The sequence below is a fragment of the Streptomyces longisporoflavus genome, assembly GCF_014649775.1.
In the GTDB taxonomy this organism is placed as follows: Bacteria; Actinomycetota; Actinomycetes; order Streptomycetales; family Streptomycetaceae; genus Streptomyces; species Streptomyces longisporoflavus.
The window spans coordinates 63,186-83,088 of sequence record NZ_BMTR01000026.1; the positions used below are offsets into that span (position 1 = coordinate 63,186).

Below are 19,903 nucleotides of genomic sequence, written 5' to 3' on the forward strand. Positions count from 1 at the left end.
TCCTTCGGTCTGCCCTTCGGTGTGTCCCTCGGTCTGCGTCACTGCTTGCGGAACCACACGGCGCCGAGCGGCGGCAGGACCACCGTCGCGCGGGCCGGAAACCCTTGCAGGGGCTCGGGAGCGGCGTGGACGCGGCCGGGGTTGGTGACTCCGGAGCCGCCGTACTGTGCGGCGTCCGTGTTGAGCACCTCGGTCCAGTGGCCCGCCTCGGGCAGCGCCAGGCGGAATCCGTGCCGGACGGTGGGCTGGAAGTGGAAGACGCACACCAGTGCCTCGCCGCCCTCGCCGTACCGCACGAAGGAGTAGACGTTGTCCTCGGCGGCGTCCGCGTCGATCCAGCGAAAGCCCTCGGGGCGGGTGTCCTGGCTCCACAGCGCGGGGTCGCCTAGGTAGCCGCGGTTGAGGTCGCGCACCAGGTCGCGCACGCCCGCGTGCGGGGCGTGCCGGAGCATGGACCAGTCGGGGCCTGCCTCGTGGGACCACTCGGTGTCCTGGGCGAACTCCTGGCCCATGAACAGGAGTTGCTTGCCGGGGAAGGCCCACATGAAGGCGAGGTAGGCGCGCAGGTTGGCCAGCTGCTGCCAGCGGTCGCCCGGCATCTTGGTGAGGAGCGAGCCCTTGCCGTGCACCACTTCGTCGTGGCTGATCGGCAGCGCGTAGTTCTCCGCGTAGGCGTACACCATCGGGAAGGTCATGGCGTGGTGGTGGTGCTGCCGGTGCACGGGGTCCTGCGACATGTACGACAGCGAGTCGTGCATCCAGCCCATGTTCCACTTCAGGGCGAAGCCGAGGCCCGCGTGGTCGGTGCGCCGGGTTACGCCGTCCCAGGCGGTGGACTCCTCGGCGATGGTGAGGACGCCGGGGCACCGGCGGGGCACGGTGGCGTTCATCTCCTGGAGGAACTCCACCGCTTCCAGGTTCTCCCGGCCGCCGTACACGTTCGGCAGCCACGCGCCGTCGGCGCGCGAGTAGTCGAGGTAGAGCATGGAGGCGACGGCGTCCACGCGCAGGCCGTCGACGTGGAACTCCTCGCACCAGTACACGGCGTTGGCGACCAGGAAGTTGCGTACTTCGTTGCGCCCGTAGTCGAAGACGAGGGTGCCCCAGTCGGGGTGTTCGCCGCGGCGCGGGTCGGGGTGTTCGTACAGCGCGGTCCCGTCGAAGCGGGCCAGGGCCCAGTCGTCCTTGGGGAAGTGCGCCGGGACCCAGTCCACGATGACGCCGATGCCCGCCCGGTGCAGCGCGTCGATCAGGGCGCGGAAGTCGTCGGGGCCGCCGAGACCGGCCGCCGGGGCGTAGTACGAGGAGACCTGGTAGCCCCAGGAGCCGCCGAAGGGGTGCTCGGCCACCGGCATGAACTCGACGTGCGTGAAGCCCAGCGCCTTGACGTAGGCGGGCAGTTCGACCGCCAGCTCCCGGTAGCCGAGTCCGGGGCGCCATGAGCCGAGGTGGACTTCGTAGACGCTCATCGCGCTGCGGTCCACGGTGCGTTCGCCGCGCCGTGCCATCCAGGCGTCGTCGCTCCAGCGGTGCCGGGAGCGGAAGACGATCGAGGCGGTGCCGGGGGCCGCTTCCGCGGAGGCGGCGAGGGGGTCCGCCTTCTTGGTCCAGCGGCCGTCGGGGGTGAGGATCTCGTACTTGTAGCGGCAGCCTTCGCCGGCCCCCGGCACGAACAGCTCCCACACCCCGCTGACGCCGAGCGAGCGCATCGCGTGCGCCCGGCCGTCCCAGTGGTTGAAGTCGCCGACCACGCGTACGGCGCGGGCGCCGGGCGCCCACACGGCGAACGCGGTGCCCGCGACCGCGCCCCAGCCGGACTGGTGCTCGCACACCCGGGCCCCGAGCACCCGCCACAGCTGCTCGTGCCTGCCCTCGCGGATCAGGTGCAGGTCGAGCTCGCCGAGGGTGGGCAGGAAGCGGTAGGGGTCGTCGTAGTCGAAGACGTCCGTGCCGTAGCGGACGCGCACCCGGTAGTCGGGCACGACCGTGCCTGGCAGGCGGCCCGCGAACACTCCCTCGCCCAGGTGGTCGAGTTCGAGCAGCGGTTCGCCCGCCGGGGTGGTCAGTGTCACCGCGTCGGCGAGCGGGCGCAGCACCCGTACGGTGACACCCTCCGCGCCCGGATGCGGTCCGAGCAGCGCGTGCGGGTCGCTGACGTCCCCGGTGGTGAGCCGCTTGAGGTGGGTGGCGGCCAGGGCGGGTGGGTGCTGTGCGGTGGTCACGACTGCGGGGTCCCGTCCGTGAGTATGTGGGCCACTTGGTGCCGCGGGTCGAGGCGCACGTAGTTGTCGCGGCCCCAGCGGTAGCTCGCGCCCGACAGGGCGTCGTGGACCTGGAAGGTCTCGGAGCGCTCCAGGCCGAGCGCCGGCAGGTCGAGGGTGATCGTCGCCTCGCGCGCGTCGTGCGGGTCGAGGTTGAGCACGACGATGACCCAGTCGCCGTCGGCGGCCCGCTTGGAGTAGCAGAGCACCGCGTCGCTGTCGGTGCGGTGGAAGCGCAGGTTGCGCAGCTGGTGCAGGGCGGGGTGGGCGCGCCGGATGCCGTTGAGGGAGCGGATCAGGGGGGCCAGGGAGTCGCCCGCCGCCTCCGCGCCCGCCCAGTCGCGGGGGCGCAGCTGGTACTTCTCGGAGTCCAGGTACTCCTCGCTGCCGGGTCCCGTGGGCACGTTCTCGTACAGCTCGTATCCGGCGTAGACGCCCCACGTCGGTCCGGCGGTCGCGGCGAGGACCGCGCGGGCCGCGAAGGCCGCCCTGCCGCCGTACTGGAGATAGGCGTTGAGGATGTCGGGGGTGTTCACGAAGAGATTGGGGCGCAGGTAGGCCGAGCTCTCCTCGCCGTCGAGTCCGGCAAGTTCGGAGAGGTAGGACTCGACCTCCTCCTTGGAGTTGCGCCAGGTGAAGTACGTGTACGACTGGTGGAAGCCGGCCCGTGCCAGGGCGTGCAGCATGGCCGGGCGGGTGAACGCCTCGGCGAGGAAGAGCACGTCGGGGTCGCTCTGGTGGACGGCGTCGATGAGGCGGTCCCAGAACGCGAGGGGCTTGGTGTGCGGGTTGTCGACGCGGAAGATCCGCACCCCGTGGTCCATCCAGTGCCGCAGCACCCGCAGGCATTCGGTGTGCAGGCCCTCGGGGTCGGTGTCGAAGTCGACCGGGTAGATGTCCTGGTACTTCTTCGGCGGGTTCTCGGCGTACGCGATCGAGCCGTCGGCGCGGTGCCTGAACCACTCGGGGTGCTCGGTGACCCAGGGGTGGTCCGGGGAGCACTGGAGGGCGAAGTCGAGTGCCACTTCGAGGCCCAGTTCACCGGCGCGCGCCACGAAGTGGTCGAAGTCGTCGAGGGTGCCGAGCTCCGGGTGGATCGCGTCGTGCCCGCCGTCGGCGGAGCCGATCGCCCAGGGCGAGCCGGGGTCGTGCGGGCCCGCTTCCAGGGTGTTGCCCGCGCCCTTGCGGTGGGTGGTGCCGATGGGGTGGACCGGCGGCAGGTAGACCACGTCGAAGCCCATGTCCGCGACGGCTTCCAGGCGCTTGGCGGCGGTACGCAGGGTGCCCGGTCGTACGGGTTCGGGCACGCCGTCGCGCGCGTCGGGGACGACGGCGCCCTCGGAGCGGGGGAAGAACTCGTACCAGGCTCCGTAGAGGGCGCGTTCGCGGTCCACCCTCAGTGGCAGCTCGGACGAGCGGGTGAGCAACCGCCGCAGCGGGTGGGCGGTGAGGAGTGCGCTGACGCCGGGGTCGTCCACGGCGGCGAGCCGTTCCTCGGGGTCCGGGCGCCGGTCCCGGAGCCGTCCGGCCGCGGCGGTCAGCTGCTCTGCCGCGTCACTGGTGACTGTGCCCGCGACCTCTTCCAGGAGCAACGCCCCTTCTTCCAGGACGAGTTCGGTGTCGATTCCGGCGGGCACCTTGATGTCGGCGTTGTGCCGCCAGGTGGCGTACGGGTCGGTCCAGGCCTCCACGCGGTAGGTCCAGTCGCCCTCCCGCGGGGCGCTGATCCACGCGGTGTAGCGGTCGGTGCCGGGGGCCACCAGGCGCATGGGGGACAGGGGCCGCCGGTCGCCGTCGGGGGCGGTGAGGACGACGCCGGCGCCGACCGCGTCGTGTCCCTCCCTGAAGACCGTGGCAGAGACCTCGAAGTCCTCGCCGGGTACGGCACGGGCGGGGGTCAGGCCGCCGTCCACGCAGGGCAGCACGTTCACGATGGGGATGCGCCCCGCGCGGGGCCCTGGCCCCCTTCGGCCCGTCGGCCCGCAGGGCGGCGGTGCGCCTTGGGCGGTCGGGCGCGTCGTGTCGCGCTGCATGGGCTTGCCCTCCATAGTGCTCGTGCCTCCTCGCACCGGGGTGCGGTCGCTGGACAGGGGTGTTCGGCGGTGCGAGCGGGTCGCGTCGACCGGCGGACGCGGTCAGCGTCGGATCGCCGTGGTGCCGTTGCTGACCTCCGAGATGATCCGGCGGTATCCCGACACCAGGGGGTGGTGCGGGTACGCCGTGGAGAACAGCTGTTCTCCGGCGAGCGAGGCCATCTCGGGCGCGTAGGGCAGCACGGTGGTGATGCGGGTGTCGTAGGCCGTCTCGACCTCGCCGCGCAGCCGGTCGGCCATGGTGCCCTCGGGGGCCATGTTCACGGCGATACTCATGGTGCCCAGGCCGAGCCGTCCGGCGAGCGCCGTCGTCTCCTTGGCGCCGGCGAGGTCGAGCCGGTCGGCGCGGGTCACCACGACCAGGCCGTCCGAGCTGGCCATGGCGGTCACGGTCTCGTTGTTGAACCCGGCGTGTGTGTCGAGCAGCAGCACGTCGAGCGCGAGCGTGTCGATGAGCCGGTCGAAGCCCTCCCTGAGCAGGCCCACGTCGTAGCCGCGGCCCATGATCTCGTTGACGCCGGTGGCCTGGCTCCTGGCCGGGACCAGGAAGAGCCCCTCGTGTCCGGCGTCCCGGTCGACGGCGTAGGCCGCCTCCTCGATCTCGCAGCGGCCGATGAGGTAGTCGGTGAGCGAGCGCCGGGCCGGGGCCGTCGCATCGCCGAACATCACGTCCAGAGCGGGCGTCTGGATGTCGGTGTCCACCAACGCGACCCGCAGACCCGATGCGGCGAGCAGCAACCCGAGATTGGCGGCCGTGCTGGACTTGCCGGTGCCCCCTCGATAGGAGTGCACCGTGATGATCTGCGACATGTTCTCCACCTGACAGTTCTTGCTCGTTCGCGCGTCGGCCGGCGGGCGGCTCCGGTCAGTCGGCGGTCTTGGCCGGCGCCCGCCAGTGCACGGCCATCATCGTGATGTCGTCGGACTGTTCGGCCTGGCCGACGAACTCGCTGAGCGCGCCGTCCATGTGGTCGAGGAGCTCCTCCCCTCGTCCGGCGGCGTCCGTCAGCTGTTCGAGGAGCAGGTCCTCGCCGAAGAACCGGCCCGTCTCCGAGCGGGCCTCGGTGACCCCGTCGGTGTAGATGAAGAGGGTGTCGCCGGGGCTGATCTGCGCGTATCCCAGGGAGAAGGTGCAGTCGGGCATGACGCCCACGGCCGGGCCCGTCGGCTGGAGCAGTACGGGCGGCGCCCCGCTGCCGCTGACCAGGACGGGCGGGTTGTGCCCGCCGTTGATGTAGACGAGGTTGCCGGTGACGGGGTCCAGGACGCCGAAGAACATGGTGGCGAAGTAGCCCTGCTTGATGTGGTTGCGGGTCAGGTAGCTGTTGGTGCCCACGACCGCGTTGAGCAGGGGTGTCGCGCCCACGACGGGGATGGCCCTGGTGTGTTCGGCCCAGCCGGGTTCCTCGCCCATGAGGTCCGCGGCGATGAGGTTTTGCAGGCCGCTCTGTTCGGCCGTGTGCCGCAGGAGCGAGCGGATGAGCGCCATGAACAGGGCCGCGCCGACTCCCTTGTCGCATACGTCGGCGACGACGAGGGCAAGGCGCCTGCGGTTGACCAGTTCGAAGACGTCGTAGAAGTCCCCGGCGACGGTGCGCGCGGGCCTGAAGCGCACCCGTATGTGCCAGTCGTCGGGGCTGGGCAGCGCGTCCGGCAGGAACCCGAGCTGTATCTCCCTGCCTATCTCCAACTCGCGCTCGTAGCTGAGCAGTTCGGCGTGTGCGGCGACTTCCTCCATGTTCCGGTTGAGTTCCGCGTGCTGGTGGCAGTCGCGCAGCCGCGCCTCGACGAGGACGGGGTGGAACGGCGGGATCAAGTAGTCGGAGCCCGCGCGCACATGACCGTCCAGGAGGTGCAGATCGCGGTCCGCGTAGGCCACCACCGTCGGCTGCTGGCCCTCGTCCGCCAGCCGCCGTGCCACGGATCTGACCGTGTGGGGCGACAGTGTGGCGTGTGCGAGCAGCGCGGTCACCGCCGGCATCCGCCCCGGCGACGCCGCAAGGACGTCGCCGGGGGTGCAGGTGTGCGTCTCGGCTCCCACGGCGTCCAGCGCCTTGGCCAGACCCGGGGGCACGTCGCGCCGCTCATCCAGTATCAGCACCTTCGTCTGCGCCATCTCCGCCTCGTCTAGTCCGCTGTCGGCCGGCGCATCACGAGGGTGCTCACATTGCGCCCCGCGACGAGCTCGTACTCAAAGGTGTCCACCGCTGTGAAGGCCAGGAAGACGCCGAGTCCGCCGATGGGCCGCTCCTCCAGGGGCACGTCGAGTTGCGGTGCCCGCATGCCCTGGCGCGGGTCGAACGCCGGGGCGTCGTCCTGGAAGCGGACCCAGACCTCGTCCGGGTCGATCCCGCCGTCCACCGTGATCTCGCCCGGCTCACCGCGGTAGCCGTGCATGACGATGTTGGTCGCCAGCTCGTCGGCGGCCAGGCGCAGCCGGTAGAGCGAGCTCTCCGTAAGGCCGGCCCGGTCGCCGAGACCGAGCACGAAGGCGGACACCGGCTCGAGCGATTCGACCGATGCGGGGATCCGGAGTGCGTTCGTCCTGCCGCACCCGGGCGCCTTTGCGACGCCCGCCGCCTCGGCGGCCCCGGCGGGCCGCGAGGCCTCCGCGGTCCGCAGAGCCTCCGCGGTCGTGAAGTCGAACGTCATCTCGGTCCGTCCCTTCAGGCGTCGACCAGGTCAATGCTGTGGTCGAAGCCGGCGAGGCGGATGGTCCTCGCCACCGGCTCGGACGCTCCGACGACAGCGATACGCACCCCGTCGCCCATCTTCTGGCGGGCGAAGACCAGGGAGCGCAGGCCCGCGCTGGAGAGGTAGCCGAGCTGCTCGGCGCGGATGACCAGTTCGACGGCGCCGGCGCCCGCGGCCTTGCCGACGGTCTCGTGGAACTCGCCCGCCGTCGAGGCGTCGAGTTCGCCCTTCAGCTCGATGGTGGCGACCTTGTCGTTGATCCTGAGCCGCACGTCAAAAGCCACGGTGGTTCTCCTTCTGCGTCTGGTGGTCGTCCCGGTCGGCCGTGCGGCCCACCAGGACGACCGCGGAGTGGGCGCCCAGGTGGTAGCGCCAGGGGTGCTGGAGTCCGGGCTCGGCGCCGACGGGGTGGACGGTGGTGCCGGTGTCGGCGAAGAGGTGCCAGCGCTGGCCCTCGGGCAGTGCGGGCAGCTCCAGGTCATGCGCTTCCCAGTGCGCGTTCACGGCGACGTACACGTGGTCGTCGGCGACGCTGCCGGACTTGGCGTGCCGGCCGCACCGCATCATGGCGAGCACCCGGCAGTGGTCGGCCCAGTCCGGCGCCCAGGCGCGCACGCCGTGCCAGCTCACGTCGGGGTAGCCGCTGCCGACCCGGTCGGTGCCCGTGGGGTGGTCGCTGGTGCGCAGCACGGGGTGGGCGTGCCGGAAGGCGATCATCGAGCGTACGAAGCCGAGGAGTTCGGCGTTGGCGTCGACGAGGCCCCAGTCGAACCAGGACAGTTCGTTGTCCTGGCAGTAGGTGTTGTTGTTGCCGAGCTGGGTGCGGCCGACCTCGTCCCCGGCCAGGATCATCGGAATGCCCTGGCTGGTGAGCAGGATGGTCAGCAGGTTCTTCATCTGCCGCAGCCGCAGTTCCCTGACGTGCGAGGAGGCGCTCGGCCCCTCTTCGCCGCAGTTCCAGCTGTTGTTGTCGTCGGCGCCGTCGTTGTTGTTCTCGCCGTTGGCTTCGTTGTGCTTGTCGTTGTACGAGACCAGGTCGGCCAGGGTGAAGCCGTCGTGGGCCGTGATGAAGTTGACCGAGGCGGACGAGGTGCGGCCCTGGTAGAGGTCGGGCGAGCCCGCCATCCGGGTCGCGAGCTCGCCGACCAGGCCCGGTTCTCCCTTGACGAAGCGGCGTACGGTGTCGCGGTATTTGCCGTTCCACTCCGACCAGCGGCCGTAGTTGGGGAAGTTGCCCACCTGGTAGAGGCCGGCCGCGTCCCACGCCTCGGCGATCAGTTTCGTGTGGCGCAGGATCGGGTCGTGGGCCAGCTGTTCGAGCAGCGGCGGGTTGGGCAGCGGGGTGCCGTCCGGGGCCCGGTCGAGGATGGCGGCGAGGTCGAAGCGGAATCCGTCGATGTGGTACTCCGCGACCCAGTGGCGCAGGCAGGACAGGACGAAGTCCCGTACGACCGGGTGGTTGCAGTTGACGGTGTTGCCGGTGCCGCTGAAGTTGTAGTACTCGCCGCGCGGCGTGAGCATGTAGTACGTGGCGTTGTCCAGGCCGCGGAAGGAGATGGTGGGGCCCTGCTCGTTGCCTTCGGCGGTGTGGTTGAAGACGACGTCGAGCACGACCTCGATGCCGGCCTTGTGCAGCTCCTTGACCAGCGTCTTGAACTCGTCGGCCTGCATGCCGAACGGGCCGGTCGCCGCGTAGCCGGCCTTGGGGGCGAAGAACGAGACGGTGTTGTAGCCCCAGTAGTTGTACAGGCGCTCGCCGCTGACCGGGTCGGTGCGCGGGTTGTCCAGCTCGTCGAACTCGAAGACGGGCAGGAGCTCGACGCAGTTGACGCCGAGGTCCCGCAGGTAGGGGATCTTCTCGCGCAGTCCGGCGTAGGTGCCCGGCGCCGACACGCGTGAGGACGGGTGCCGGGTGAAGCCGCGCACATGGGTCTCGTAGATCACGAGGTCCTCGGCGGGGATGCGCAGCGGCTGGTCGCCGCCCCAGTCGAAGTCGTCGTTCACGACCTGCGAGCGGTAGTGGTAGATGTTGTCCCAGTCGGGCTCCGTGCCCCACACCTCGCGCCCCGAGATCAGGCGCGCGTAGGGGTCGCTGAGCACCTTGCCCGCGTCGAAGCGGTCGCCGCGGGCCGGGTCGAAGGGTCCGTCGGCGCGGAAGCCGTACTCCAGGTTCTCCAGGTCGAGCCCGAAGACCGTCATGGCGTACACGCTGCCGATGCAGAACTCGGGCGGGAACTCCAGCTCGGCGCTGGGTTGTGCCGCGCCGCGCTCGAAGAGCACCAGGCTCATGGTGGTCGCGCCGTCGGAGTAGACGGAGAAGTTGACGCCGCCGGGCACCGGGGTCGCGCCGTAGGGGAAGGGCCGGCCCGCCCTGACCCGGTAAGGACCGATGCGGTGGGTCGGGAAGCCGTCGATGCGCTCGCGCATGTCGGGGGTGGTCATCGGCCCGTACGTTCCAGCTCGGTGTCCAGGTCGTCGGCGATCCTGAAGAAGTCCAGGAAGCCGGTCGCGGACATGACGAACGAGACTTCTTCGGAGAGGCCGACGAGGGTGATCTCGGCGTCCAGCTGCTGGGCGTGGCGGTGCACGATGAGCAGGGTGCGCAGGCCGGCGCTGGAGACGTACGAGATGCCGGTGAGGTCGATGAGGACCGTGGAGCCGTGGCCGATGAACGGAAGGAGCTGGGACTGGAGTCCCCCGGACGTGGTGGAGTTGATCTCGCCTTCCAGGGCGACGACGGTGACGCCTGCGAGCACCTGTGAGCTGACCTTGACGGTCATCCCGTCACCTCCTTGCGGGCGTTGGGTTCGAGGCGGACCTTGACCTTGACGCGGCCGGAGGTCTCGGGCAGCCGGACGGTCAGGGCCTGGGCGTTGAAGTCGGTGTGCTCCTCGCCGTCGATCTCGACGGCGGCGATGCGCACGGCTCCTGCGGGCAGCAGGTCGGGAGAGACGCGCAGGACGCGGTCCTCGATCAGGGCGGGGTCGGGCTTGAACCAGAAGTCCATCGGCTTGCCGTTGATCAGCAGGTTGTTGTAGACGGCCGCGAGGTAGCACAGCTCGGCCGAGTGGTACATCGACATCGAGTGGCTGCCCTTGAGGCGCTCGACGCCCAGCAGGTACGGCAGGCCGCTGGCCATGGTGTTGAAGTAGACGGCGCCCTCGTCGTGGTCGAGGAAGAAGGCGTTGTAGAACGACTGGGCGTCGCGCGCCTCGGTGCGGAAGTCGGCGCGCCCGGTGACGCCGTGCAGGATGAGGTAGGCGAGGATCGCCTGCTCCTGCTGCCACCAGGCCTTGCGGTCGTGCCAGGCGAAGCGGAACCGGTCCTCGCCCTCGGCCTTGACGCGTTCCACCACGTCGTACCAGCCGCCCCGCTGGCGGTCGCTGCCGACCTCGGGCATGGTCTCGCCCAGGGAGACGGCGGTCTCCAGGTAGGCGTCCTTCTGCCGCAGCGAGTTCATCCGGATGAGGTTCCAGGCGATCTTCAGGTTGTGTCCGACGACCGCGCGGTTCTGCTGCCATCCGTGGGTGGTGTCGTGCGACCAGTCCGTATGGAAACGTTCCTGCACGAACGGGCTGTTCTTGAGGTCGGGGAAGCGCTCGACGATCGTGTCGAAGGTGTACTCCAGCATGTCGGCGTACTTCTGCTCGCCGGTCGCCAGGTACAGGTTGATCAGGTACGCCGGCGCGTGGTCGCCGACCGAGTTCCAGTTCTTGCGGCCCTGGTTGGGGCCGAGCGAGGCGTGGTGGGGGCTGAGCAGGATCGGGTCGATGTGCGAGAAGTAGCCGCCCGCCTCGGGGTCCAGGTAGAACCGGTCGAAGAGGCGGATGGTGGCGTCCGCGTCCGCCTTGATCCGCGGGTCGCCGGTGACCCGGTAGGTCTGCACAGGACCGGCCAGCGCGTAGATCTGCTCGTAGGCGGGCAGCGCGTCGTAGTCGTCGGAGAACTCGGACGTGAACAGCTTCTTCTCGACGTCGCCGTCGACCTTGAGGCCGTGGTACCAGTACACGACGTTCTCGTCGGTGTCGACGAACCGCATGTGCTCGCGCAGGTACTCGGTGCCGCGCTCGGCGACCTCCAGGTACTCGTCCTCGCCGGTGAGCAGGAAGGCGGAGGCCATGCCGTAGACGAGCCGGGAGATGGTGTCGGTCTCCTGGACGTGGCTCGCGGTCTTGTCGCCGCCGAGCCTGATCTCGGTGCGGTAGTCGCGGAAGTCGATGGGCCCGTCGCCGAACTGGGCCTTGCGGTAGAAGCCGGCGATCTCCTTGATCTGCCGGACCCACCAGCCCGCTTCCTCGAAGCGGTAGTCCTCGGGGTCGCGGCCCAGGAAGATCAGCCGCTTGGCCTCGAAGCGCAGCCCCTGACCGTGGGGGTAGAAGATGCCGTACGCGATGACGAAGGCGTCCTGCGTGAGCAGCTCGTCCACGTGCCCCGACGCGTCCTGGTAGGGCTCGCCCAGGTTGTGCAGGAGCTCGGCGCTCGGGCCGCCGTCGAGTCCGACGTCGAAGAACCGGCCGTCGGCGGTGACCAGGGTGAAGACCCGGGCCTGGCCGTCGAACGCGGTCACCCGTCCGGCGACGGTGTCCGAGAAGGTGAAGTCGACGTTCCTTGAGATCTCTGACATTGCTGTCACACCCCTCGCAGCACGAGTTCGTCGATGATGGTCCTGGCGAACAGATGGCAGTGGTCGCCGGTGCGGGCGGTCACCAGGTCTCCGTCGACGACGACGTCCTGGTCGACGTAGTTGGCGCCCATGTTGCGTACGTCGCCGAGCAGGTTGTTGTGGCAGACCACCTTGCGTCCGCGCACCACGTAGGGGATCGAGGAGGCCAGCCACATGCCGTGGCAGATGATGCCCTTGACCACTCCGGAGCGGGCGAAGGCCCGGCGCAGCAGGTCCGTGGCCGGCGCGAGCCGCTCGATGTCCTCGGTGTAGCGCAGCCGGTCGGCGACCATGCCGGAGGGCACGATCAGCGCCTTGTACTCGCGCAGCCGGCGGTCGTCCAGGTCCTCCAGGCTGCGCGTCACCGTCAGGGGCGCCCGGTGCTCGTGGCCGGTGAAGGTGATGGACTTGTTGCCCCACATCCGGGTGACGAAGTCGACGCGGGCGCCTTCCTCGGCGAACCGGCGCTGGTAGTAGGCGATTTCGGGCTCGTAGAAGTCGCTCTCCGCCAGGATCGCGATCTTCTGTCCGCTGAGCACCCCGTCACGGGACGGTACGTCAGCCATGGTCTCCCCCTTCGGTGGTCCGCAGGTCGATGAGGAACGGCTTGTCGTCCGCGAGCATCCGCTTGACCGCGTAGCCGACCTGGTCGTGGTCGTCGACCCGCAGGGCGTCGACGCCGAATCCCTCGGCGATCTGCGCGAAGCCCAGGTCGGGGCGGGAGAGGTCGAACGGCGTGGGGTACCCGTGGGGGGCGACGTCCCGTTCCCGCCAGTACTGCTCGATGTTGAGGTCGAGCAGCTTGTAGCTGCGGTTGTTGCAGATGACGAACTTGGCGCCGATGTCGTGCCGTACGGCGGTGTAGAGCGCCTGGAAGGTGTACATGGAGCCGCCGTCGCCGGTGAAGCCGATCACGGTCTTGTCCGGGTGGGCCAGCTTGATGCCCATCGCGCCGGGGATGCCCACGCCGAGCGAGCCGCCGCGGGTGGAGAACCAGTGGCCCGGCCTGCGGCCCGGCAGATGGGCGTTGAGTGCGCCGGCGGCGGTCAGCGCCTCGTCGAAGACCATCACGTCGTCGGGGACCTGGGCCGCCAGTTCCCGCAGGAAGGCGTGGAGCAGCGAACCGTCGTCCGTGACCGGCGCGGGCCGCTGTGCCCGGCGCGTGGCCAGGCGCTCGGCCGCCGCCGCCCGGTCGGAGTCGGACAGCTCGCGCTCAAGCTGCGCGGAGAGCGCGGAGAGGGTCTCCTTGGGGTCGGCGACCAGACCGAGGGTGACCGGGTGGTTCTTGGCTATCTCGTAGTCGTCCAGGTCGATGTGGACGATCCGGGCGTCCGCGCGGAAGGGGTCGCCGGTGTCCGGGAAGACCTCGGGGAAGGTGTACGTGCCGACGACCAGGACTGCGTCGGCGTCCTTGACCGCGGCCGTGCTGACCGCGCCGAACATGTGGCCCAGGTCCCCGCGGTAGAGGGGGTGGGTGACGTCGAGGTTCACCTCGGAGTAGTTGACGCCGTGCACGTCGGCGCCCAACTGCTCGGCCACCCGCACCAGTTCCCGCTGCGCGCCGGACGCCGCCACGCCGTCCCCGACCAGGACGAGCGGATGCCGGGCGCCGGTCAGGAGGCGTGCCGCCTGCTCCACGAGCGGGGCTGCCGGCACGCTCCTGGTGCTGGGCGCCGAACTCGGCACGATCTGCTCGGTGTTGAGCGCGTCGAGGACGTCGAGAGGCAGCGCCACGAAGACGGGTCCCATCGGCGGCGTCATCGCGATCTTCATCGCGCGGCGCAGGACCCGCAGGACAGAACGCGGGTCGGTGACGCGGGTCGCGTACTTGGTCACGGGCTTGGCCATGGCGACCAGGTCGGCGGCCATCTGCGCGTCCATGGACTCGTACCGCACGCCCGATTCGCCGGCGATCGTGAGGATCGGCGAGTGACCGCGCTTGGCCTGGTAGAGCATGCCGATGGCGTTGCCGAGTCCGACGCCGCTGTGCAGCTGGAGGAGTGCGGGCCGGCCCGTGGCGCGGGCGTAGCCGTCCGCGATGCCGACCGCGACGGTCTCCTGCAGGGTCAGGATGTACTGAAGGTCGCCATAGTCCTCCAGCGCGTCCAGAAAGCCCTGCTCGACCGTCCCCGGGTTGCCGAACATAAAGGGAATTCCGTCGGCAATGAACTGCTCGATGATGGCCGCATTGCCCTGCCTGGCCCCTCGCCCCATGTCTGCCTTCTCTCGATTCCTCAGTCGTTGCCGCGCATTACCAGCCGAAGCGGCGCAGGCCGTCTTCGAGCACCTCGACGACCTTTTCTCCGGTCAGATAGGAATCCGGCGTCGAACGCCCGGTGATGAACGGATAGTCCACGATCACCGAGGTCTCTTTTCCGAAGTTCCCGTGATAGCGGCCGTCGGGGCCCGTGGCGTCACGCAGGATGTATTCGAGCGGATACGGCGGCGGGCCGATCACGAAGTCGGTGCCGAGGAATCCGGTGCCGTCCTTGTAGTCGTACTCCTTGCAGTGGCCCGTGACGTGCTTGCCCCAGATGATCGACTTGCGGTCCTCCCAGTCGCGGGCGAAGGCCAGCGGCGCGACGCCGTAGCACTCGGCCGCGATCGGCTTGCCGGCGCGCAGGAAGGACAGGATGATCTGATGCACCCGCTCGTTGTTGGCGAGGTCCACGACCGGACCCGAACCGCCGACGATGAGCAGCGCGTCGTACTCCTCCAGCTCCTGCGCCACCACGTCGACGGCCCGGTGGTAGGCCTCCAGCTTGCGCAGGTAGTCGTCGTCGGCCGTGTAGGGGCGCTCGGGGATCCAGCTGGAGATGTCCGTCGGGTCGTCGAGCCGCTCGGAGGCGTCGATCTCGCGCGTGAGCTTGGCGACGGCCTCGGAGGTGACCGAGCGGCCGAGCGGCGGGTCGATGTACTCCGGGTCCATCGACGGCGGCAGCGCGTGGGCGCGCTTGCCGGTCGGGGTGGCGAACTCCACCTCGTAACCGCGCTGGTCGAAGTGGTGCAGGGGTCCGACGAGCTCCTCGCCCCAGTAGCCGTACTCCGACAGAATGACGAGGATCTTCTTGGCGTTCTTCCTGGCCACGCCGGCTCCTTCGGTAATCGGTTCGGGATGGGTGGCCGGGCGCCGCGACGGAAGGGGGCGGCGCCACAGCCACCTGATCAGGGGGATCAGCGGGCCTGCGGGCCGATGATCCAGTTCTCCTTCGACGCGAGGGAGAAGACGTACTTCTCGTCGACGATCTCGTCGCGCGCCGCCTTCACCTGCTCGGTGAAGTAGGGCGAACGCAGCGCTTCCTCCAGGGCCCGCGCGTCGTCGAACCACAACTGCTCGACGCTGTCGAAGGACGCCTCGCCGAAGACATAGGCGCCGTCCACCGTGTGGGCGTGCAGATAGCGGCGCAGGCCGGGCGTGCCCTTGACCACCGAGGCGTACGAGTCGAGGGTCTGCTTGCGGTAGTCCTCCAGGGCGAGGCCCGGACGGCGCTTCTGCAGGACGGTGAGCTTGACCCAGTCCTGGCCCTTGGCGAGCGGCGGTCCCGCGACGATCTCGTGCGCGGTGGTGTCGACGACGATCGTCTGCCAGAACGCGGCCCAGTTCGGCTCGTCGAGCCGGGCGCCCTGCAAGAACTCCTCGGTCTGCAGCGAGGCCAGCTGCTCCTCGCCGTTGGCCAGGAAGATCTCCGCGATGCCCTGGTGCGGCAGCGCGGGGCTGCCGAGATTGCCCTCGATCTCCACCACCGTGTCGACCATGTACTTGCGGATCTGCGGAATCTTCGACGCGTACCGCACCGCGTGGACATTTACCCAGTAGTCCTGGAATTCCTGTGCCGTCATACCCGGCTTGGGCGCAGCCAGAATGAACTGGTGGATCATCGGATTCTCCTTTGGATGGGCTCACTCATGATGTCCAGCGGGCATCAAGAGGGGCAAAGAAGGAAAACCTACTTCCTGAACTTTCCCCCGCCGACGACTTCCGCCGGCAATCCGTCAGGGCGCCTTCAACTCCGGGGGATAAAGGAAGTAGTTGGCCGCCGACGCGGCCTGTGCGCCTTCGTGCACCGCCGCCGATACCTGGTGGGAATGCGGCGCCGTGATGTCTCCCGCGGCGTACACACCGGCGACGGACGTGCACTGCTCGGTGTCGACCTCGACATAGCCGTGCCGGTTGAGCCGGACGCCCAGATCGCGGGCGACGGCTGTCTCCGGGGTCGCGCCCTGGATGGAGAACAGGGCGTCGAGTTCCAGGCGTTCGCCGCCCCGGGTCACGATGGCCGCCAGCCGGCCGTCCGTACCCTCGGCGCCCTCGGCACCCTTGATGCGGTCGTGCACGACAGGGACGCCCGCCGCGGCGAGTCGCCCCGCGAAGCGCGAACTGATCTCGTTCGTGCGGCTGTTGGTGAGCAGTACGATCCGGTCGGTGAGACTGTGCAGCTGCATGGCCTCGCCCGCGGCCGCGTCGGTGTGCCCCACGACCAGGATGCGGCGCCCCCGGTTCTCGTATCCGTCGCAGGCGATGCACCAGAACATCGAACGGCCCACGTAGGTCTGCCAGTCGGGGAAGTGCGGGAAGTGGTCGAGCACGCCGGTGGCGAGGACCACGGTCCTGGCGCGCCACGCGTGGCCCTGCGCCCGGACGGTGAAGCCCTGCGTCGCGTCGCCGGTCACGCCGATGACGTGGTGCCGGGCGAAGCGGACGTGCGGGTAGCGGGCCAGCTGGCGTACGCCGAGGTCGCGCAGCTGTGTGGTGGCGATGCCGTCGGGGAATCCCAGGTAGTTGCGGTTGGTCTGGTGGTGGGTCGAGCGTCCGTGCCCGGTGTCGAAGACCAGCACCCGGCGTCCGTAGCGGGCCAGTTGCAGCGCCGCGGACAGCCCTGCGGGGCCGCCGCCGATCACTGCCGCGTCCGTGCCGCCGGGCTCACTGCCTTCGGGGTCACTCGCTGCTGCCACGTCCATTGCGTCCTCCCTCGGCGATCTCAGCCCGCGGACTGGCCGGCCTGCGCGAGCCTGCGCACCGCGGCCAGCGGGATGGGCAGCCACTCGGGGCGGTTGCGTGCCTCGTAGAGCACCTCGTACACGGCCTTGTCGGCCTCGAACGCGCGCAGGAGTACGGGGCTCGTGCGGGGATCCTGGCCGCCTGCCGCGGTGTAGCCGGCGCAGAAGGCGCGGCGGCTGTGCACCGCCCAGGCCGCGGCCCGGCGGGCCAGGCGCGCGGCGCGCAGGTCGCGCGAGGCGCGGGCCAGCGGCGGGCCGCCGAGGATCTCGCCGAGTGCGTGGTGTGCCGCGTAGTCGAAGGAGCGCAGCATGGCGGCGACGTCACGCACCGCGGGTTGCAGGTGCCGCCGTTCGGCCAGAGGGTGTCCCGGTTCGCCCTCGAAGTCGATGAGGATCCAGCCGTCCTCGGCCCGCAGCACCTGCCCGAGGTGGAGGTCGCCGTGGACGCGCTGGATCGGCAGCGGGTTGCCGCGCCGGGCCACCTCGCGCAGGTCCTGGTAGGCGGTGCGCAGCCCGCGCGCGTAGGGGGTGATGTCGGGAACCTGTGCGTTGGCGTCCTCGAGGCGCTCGATGAGCGTGTCGGTCAGCTCCGCCACCTCCGAGAAGCTCAGGGGGCGGGTCTCCAGCTGCTGGGCGAGCGCGATGTGGACCTGTGCGGTGGCCTGGCCGAGGCCGAACGCCTCGTCGGAGAACCCGCCCAGCGGGGCGACCGATTCGCAGGTGCCGCGGATGCAGTCCTCCGCCTGCTTGGTGGCGATGCTCCAGCCGTCGCCGCGCGAGGGCACGAACTCCTGGAGGATGCACAGCGTGGTCGGTTCCGCGCCGGGCCGGGCCGCGATCTGCGCCCAGGCCAGCGGCGCGGCGCTCGGTACGTCGCCCGCTCGCTCCAGGGCGGCGAGCATCTCCAGTTCGGGGTTGGCTCCGGGCACGATACGGCGCAGCACCTTGAGCATCATCCGGTCGCCGAACGCCACGGAGGTGTTGGACTGTTCCGCGGTGAGCGGCCTGGCCCGCAGCCCGGCCGGGATCGTCGCTCCGGGGATGTGGTGGTATTCGAGTGCTCCGCACGGCTCGGCCGACACGAAGCGGTCGAGCAGCCGGCCCAGGAGGTCGGGGTCGCCGCCCGCTTCGTACAGCGTCAGCCACCGTCCGTCCGCGTCGGGTCCGTGGCTGGTGCCGATGACGGCGTGCGCGGGCACGCCGGGGCCGGGTCCTGTGCCTGCCGGGCCGGTGACGGCGCCGACGAGCAGCTGGTAGCTCTGGCCCTCGTCGGTACGGACCACCGCCTGGAGCAGGGCGGGCGTGCCGGGGGCGACGACCTCCACCAGGACCGGCCGGACCACGGGCGGGCCGTGGCCCTTGTCGGCGTACCAGCGCTGTGCGGGCAGCCAGGCGGGCAGCAGGCGGCACAGTTCGTCGGTGACGCGGTCCACGTCCTCGACGCGCAGTCCGTCCAAGCACCCTGGCGGCAGGGTGCGTTGCGTGGTCTCGGTCATGCGGCAGTCACCTTCGTGTCTCGTGCCGGAACCCCGGAGTCCCTGGCCGGAACAGCCGGAACCTTCGTGTCCTCCAGTGACGGGGCCTTCGTGTCCCGTGGCGGCACCCTCGTGTCCCGCGCCACGGCCTGCGAGCCGCGTACGGAAACCTTCGTGGCGCGTGACGGAACGCGCGGGCCGCCCGCCACGGGCAGGGCGGGGTCCTGCGTGCGGGAGGGCGAGAGCACGGTGACGGCGTGCGCGAGCGACACCATCGTCATGTGGTGGTGCCAGCCGCGGTAGGAGCGGCCCTCGAAGTCGCGGATGCCCAGCCTGTCGCTCTCCTCCCGCAGATCGCGCTCCACGCGCCGCGAGAGCATCGCCGTGCGGTACACGGTGCCCAGTTGTGACTGCGCGAGGTTGGAGAGCCAGAACTCGGCGGGGGTGCGCCGCCCGGGGTCCGTCCAGGCACCCAGCAGAACGAGGTCGAGGCGCTCGGGCTGTCCCGGAGGAGCGGCGGGGTCACGGCGCAGCGTGACACGTGCCGCGCCGACGGAGGTGGCCCGCACGGTTCCCGTGGCGTGGTCGAACCACTCCACCGGCATGCGCTGTTTGTTCAGCGCGGTGTACAGATCGGCCGAGCTGCCGCGCCCCGCCGCGCCGTCGGCCGCCGCGCGCGGCGCGGGCGCCGGATCGGGCGGACCACCGGCGGGCAGGACGGCGGAGGGGTCGACCCGTACGACGAAGGGGATCTGACGGGCCGCCAGGTCCGCGCAGACCGGGCGCGGGGCCGTCTCGCGCAGGTCCATCACCACGGGCCTGCCGCGCAGGCCCCACTCCCGCGCCATCTTGCTCACGGAGTCGACGGCGCACCGCTCGGGCGGAGTGGATCCGACGTGGGTGGGGATGGACGCCCGGCGGCGCATCTCCTCCTTGCCCGTCCAGCACTCGGGCAGCGCGAGCTCCCAGTCCACCGGGCAGCTGCCGTGGTCGGTGGCGAGCCACACGCTCATCGCCTGCTGGCAGTTGACGACCCGGCCGATCTGCGAGACCCACTGGCGTTCCACCCCGACCGAGTGCCGGCCCACCTTGGTGATGACCAGGGGCTGCACGACCCAGGCGCGGGGCTGCGCACGCCGGATGAGCAGCCGTGCCAGGTCCCCGCGGACCAGATCGGCGTCCCACGGCGACTTGCTGATGAACTGGTACAGGCTCTGCTCCGCGCCGCCGCCCGCGCCATTGGCGAGAGCGCGCATCGTCTTTTTGCCCCGGACCGAAAGAAGCCCGCGTACATAAAGCTCTCCCCAGCGCCGCTGGTCGCTTCGCGGAATGGAGCGCAGGGCAGCGGCGAGAACCTCGGTGAATTCTTTCCGCGAAATGTCGTCGGGAAGCGTCTGCTGAACTTCTGCGGACACCATTCCACCCTCTCCAAGAAATTCGTGAGCCGCGTTCCGGTGAGCCGCGCCCCCATGACGCGGGGACCGGAACGGCCGAATCCGGGCAGGCCGCATGGCCGCGTGCCGGTTTCCGGACGCGACGGCGCGTTATTCGGTGACGGCTAAAGCCGGGGAACGGGGAAAGCGGACACGGGGCCGGCACAGCGGTGCGGCAGCACCCCGCGGGCCGCGCACCGGCCCCGTGTCCTTGCCTGCCGGCGACGGGGGAATGAACCGGCAGGTCGCGGGCGGGACGGGCCCCTCACGGGCGCCGCCTCGCCGT

At 70.3% G+C, this 19,903-nt stretch carries 15 protein-coding genes and 1 pseudogene; all 16 read right to left on the bottom strand.

The genetic code is table 11. The annotated features are described in order from the left end of the window. Nucleotides 1-38: 38 nt before the first annotated feature. Nucleotides 39-2,222: a 1,4-alpha-glucan branching protein GlgB gene (gene glgB, locus IE226_RS35690; RefSeq protein WP_308429582.1), complete on the bottom strand. Its 2,184-nt coding sequence runs from the start codon at nucleotides 2,220-2,222 to the stop codon at nucleotides 39-41. Further along, a complete protein-coding gene (locus tag IE226_RS44355) occupies nucleotides 2,219-4,309 on the bottom strand; it encodes a maltotransferase domain-containing protein (RefSeq protein WP_373307091.1) in 2,091 nt (696 codons plus the stop codon). Before IE226_RS44355 ends, glgB begins: the two co-directional genes overlap by 4 nt. A gap of 87 nt (nucleotides 4,310-4,396) precedes the next feature. Next, nucleotides 4,397-5,164, bottom strand: a complete 768-nt coding sequence (locus IE226_RS35695; protein WP_190085637.1) for a MinD/ParA family ATP-binding protein — start codon at nucleotides 5,162-5,164, stop codon at nucleotides 4,397-4,399. A 55-nt stretch (nucleotides 5,165-5,219) separates the two neighbouring features. Then, nucleotides 5,220-6,470, bottom strand: a complete 1,251-nt coding sequence (locus IE226_RS35700) for a PP2C family protein-serine/threonine phosphatase (protein WP_190085638.1) — start codon at nucleotides 6,468-6,470, stop codon at nucleotides 5,220-5,222. A gap of 11 nt (nucleotides 6,471-6,481) precedes the next feature. Continuing rightward, entirely contained in the window at nucleotides 6,482-7,006 is a 525-nt protein-coding gene (locus IE226_RS35705; protein WP_190085639.1) for an ATP-binding protein, read from the bottom strand. A gap of 14 nt (nucleotides 7,007-7,020) precedes the next feature. After that, nucleotides 7,021-7,332: an anti-sigma factor antagonist gene (locus tag IE226_RS35710; RefSeq protein WP_190085640.1), complete on the bottom strand. Its 312-nt coding sequence runs from the start codon at nucleotides 7,330-7,332 to the stop codon at nucleotides 7,021-7,023. After that, nucleotides 7,322-9,490 (bottom strand): glycogen debranching protein GlgX, encoded by a 2,169-nt coding sequence (gene glgX / locus IE226_RS35715; protein WP_229871745.1) that lies wholly within the window; start codon nucleotides 9,488-9,490, stop codon nucleotides 7,322-7,324. Before glgX ends, IE226_RS35710 begins: the two co-directional genes overlap by 11 nt. Continuing rightward, nucleotides 9,487-9,828, bottom strand: a complete 342-nt coding sequence (locus IE226_RS35720) for an STAS domain-containing protein (protein ID WP_190085641.1) — start codon at nucleotides 9,826-9,828, stop codon at nucleotides 9,487-9,489. The genes glgX and IE226_RS35720 overlap by 4 nt, the downstream gene beginning before the upstream one ends. Next, entirely contained in the window at nucleotides 9,825-11,672 is a 1,848-nt protein-coding gene (locus IE226_RS35725) for an AGE family epimerase/isomerase (protein WP_190085642.1), read from the bottom strand. Before IE226_RS35725 ends, IE226_RS35720 begins: the two co-directional genes overlap by 4 nt. A gap of 5 nt (nucleotides 11,673-11,677) precedes the next feature. Then, nucleotides 11,678-12,277: a DJ-1/PfpI family protein gene (locus IE226_RS35730; RefSeq protein ID WP_190085643.1), complete on the bottom strand. Its 600-nt coding sequence runs from the start codon at nucleotides 12,275-12,277 to the stop codon at nucleotides 11,678-11,680. After that, on the bottom strand, nucleotides 12,270-13,925 hold the full coding sequence (locus IE226_RS35735; RefSeq protein WP_190085644.1) for a thiamine pyrophosphate-binding protein: 1,656 nt from the start codon (nucleotides 13,923-13,925) through the stop codon (nucleotides 12,270-12,272). The genes IE226_RS35730 and IE226_RS35735 overlap by 8 nt, the downstream gene beginning before the upstream one ends. A gap of 37 nt (nucleotides 13,926-13,962) precedes the next feature. Beyond that, the gene (locus IE226_RS35740; RefSeq protein WP_190085645.1) at nucleotides 13,963-14,799 is read right to left on the bottom strand and encodes a type 1 glutamine amidotransferase domain-containing protein; all 837 of its coding nucleotides are present in this window, start codon (nucleotides 14,797-14,799) and stop codon (nucleotides 13,963-13,965) included. Nucleotides 14,800-14,885: 86 nt separating this feature from the next. Then, nucleotides 14,886-15,590, bottom strand: a complete 705-nt coding sequence (locus IE226_RS35745) for an EthD domain-containing protein (RefSeq protein WP_190085646.1) — start codon at nucleotides 15,588-15,590, stop codon at nucleotides 14,886-14,888. A 114-nt stretch (nucleotides 15,591-15,704) separates the two neighbouring features. Further along, the gene (locus IE226_RS35750; RefSeq protein ID WP_190085647.1) at nucleotides 15,705-16,670 is read right to left on the bottom strand and encodes an NAD(P)/FAD-dependent oxidoreductase; all 966 of its coding nucleotides are present in this window, start codon (nucleotides 16,668-16,670) and stop codon (nucleotides 15,705-15,707) included. 20 nt (nucleotides 16,671-16,690) lie between these two features. Next, on the bottom strand, nucleotides 16,691-18,205 hold the full coding sequence (locus IE226_RS35755) for a maltokinase N-terminal cap-like domain-containing protein (protein WP_190085648.1): 1,515 nt from the start codon (nucleotides 18,203-18,205) through the stop codon (nucleotides 16,691-16,693). Nucleotides 18,206-18,402: 197 nt separating this feature from the next. Then, nucleotides 18,403-19,602, bottom strand: a pseudogene (locus IE226_RS35760) (IS701 family transposase); the annotation flags it as partial. Nucleotides 19,603-19,903: the final 301 nt, after the last annotated feature.

Bases quoted from the DNA above. Each gene is read 5' to 3' on its own strand.
- IE226_RS35700 (WP_190085638.1), bottom strand. From the start codon at position 6,470: ATGGCGCAGACGAAGGTGCTGATACTGGATGAGCGGCGCGACGTGCCC.
- IE226_RS35735 (WP_190085644.1), bottom strand. From the start codon at position 13,925: ATGGGGCGAGGGGCCAGGCAGGGCAATGCGGCCATCATCGAGCAGTTC.
- IE226_RS35725 (WP_190085642.1), bottom strand. From the start codon at position 11,672: ATGTCAGAGATCTCAAGGAACGTCGACTTCACCTTCTCGGACACCGTC.
- IE226_RS35745 (WP_190085646.1), bottom strand. From the start codon at position 15,590: ATGATCCACCAGTTCATTCTGGCTGCGCCCAAGCCGGGTATGACGGCA.
- glgX (WP_229871745.1), bottom strand. From the start codon at position 9,490: ATGACCACCCCCGACATGCGCGAGCGCATCGACGGCTTCCCGACCCAC.
- IE226_RS35730 (WP_190085643.1), bottom strand. From the start codon at position 12,277: ATGGCTGACGTACCGTCCCGTGACGGGGTGCTCAGCGGACAGAAGATC.
- IE226_RS35750 (WP_190085647.1), bottom strand. From the start codon at position 16,670: ATGGACGTGGCAGCAGCGAGTGACCCCGAAGGCAGTGAGCCCGGCGGC.
- IE226_RS44355 (WP_373307091.1), bottom strand. From the start codon at position 4,309: ATGGAGGGCAAGCCCATGCAGCGCGACACGACGCGCCCGACCGCCCAA.
- IE226_RS35720 (WP_190085641.1), bottom strand. From the start codon at position 9,828: ATGACCGTCAAGGTCAGCTCACAGGTGCTCGCAGGCGTCACCGTCGTC.
- IE226_RS35695 (WP_190085637.1), bottom strand. From the start codon at position 5,164: ATGTCGCAGATCATCACGGTGCACTCCTATCGAGGGGGCACCGGCAAG.
- IE226_RS35755 (WP_190085648.1), bottom strand. From the start codon at position 18,205: ATGACCGAGACCACGCAACGCACCCTGCCGCCAGGGTGCTTGGACGGA.
- IE226_RS35705 (WP_190085639.1), bottom strand. From the start codon at position 7,006: ATGACGTTCGACTTCACGACCGCGGAGGCTCTGCGGACCGCGGAGGCC.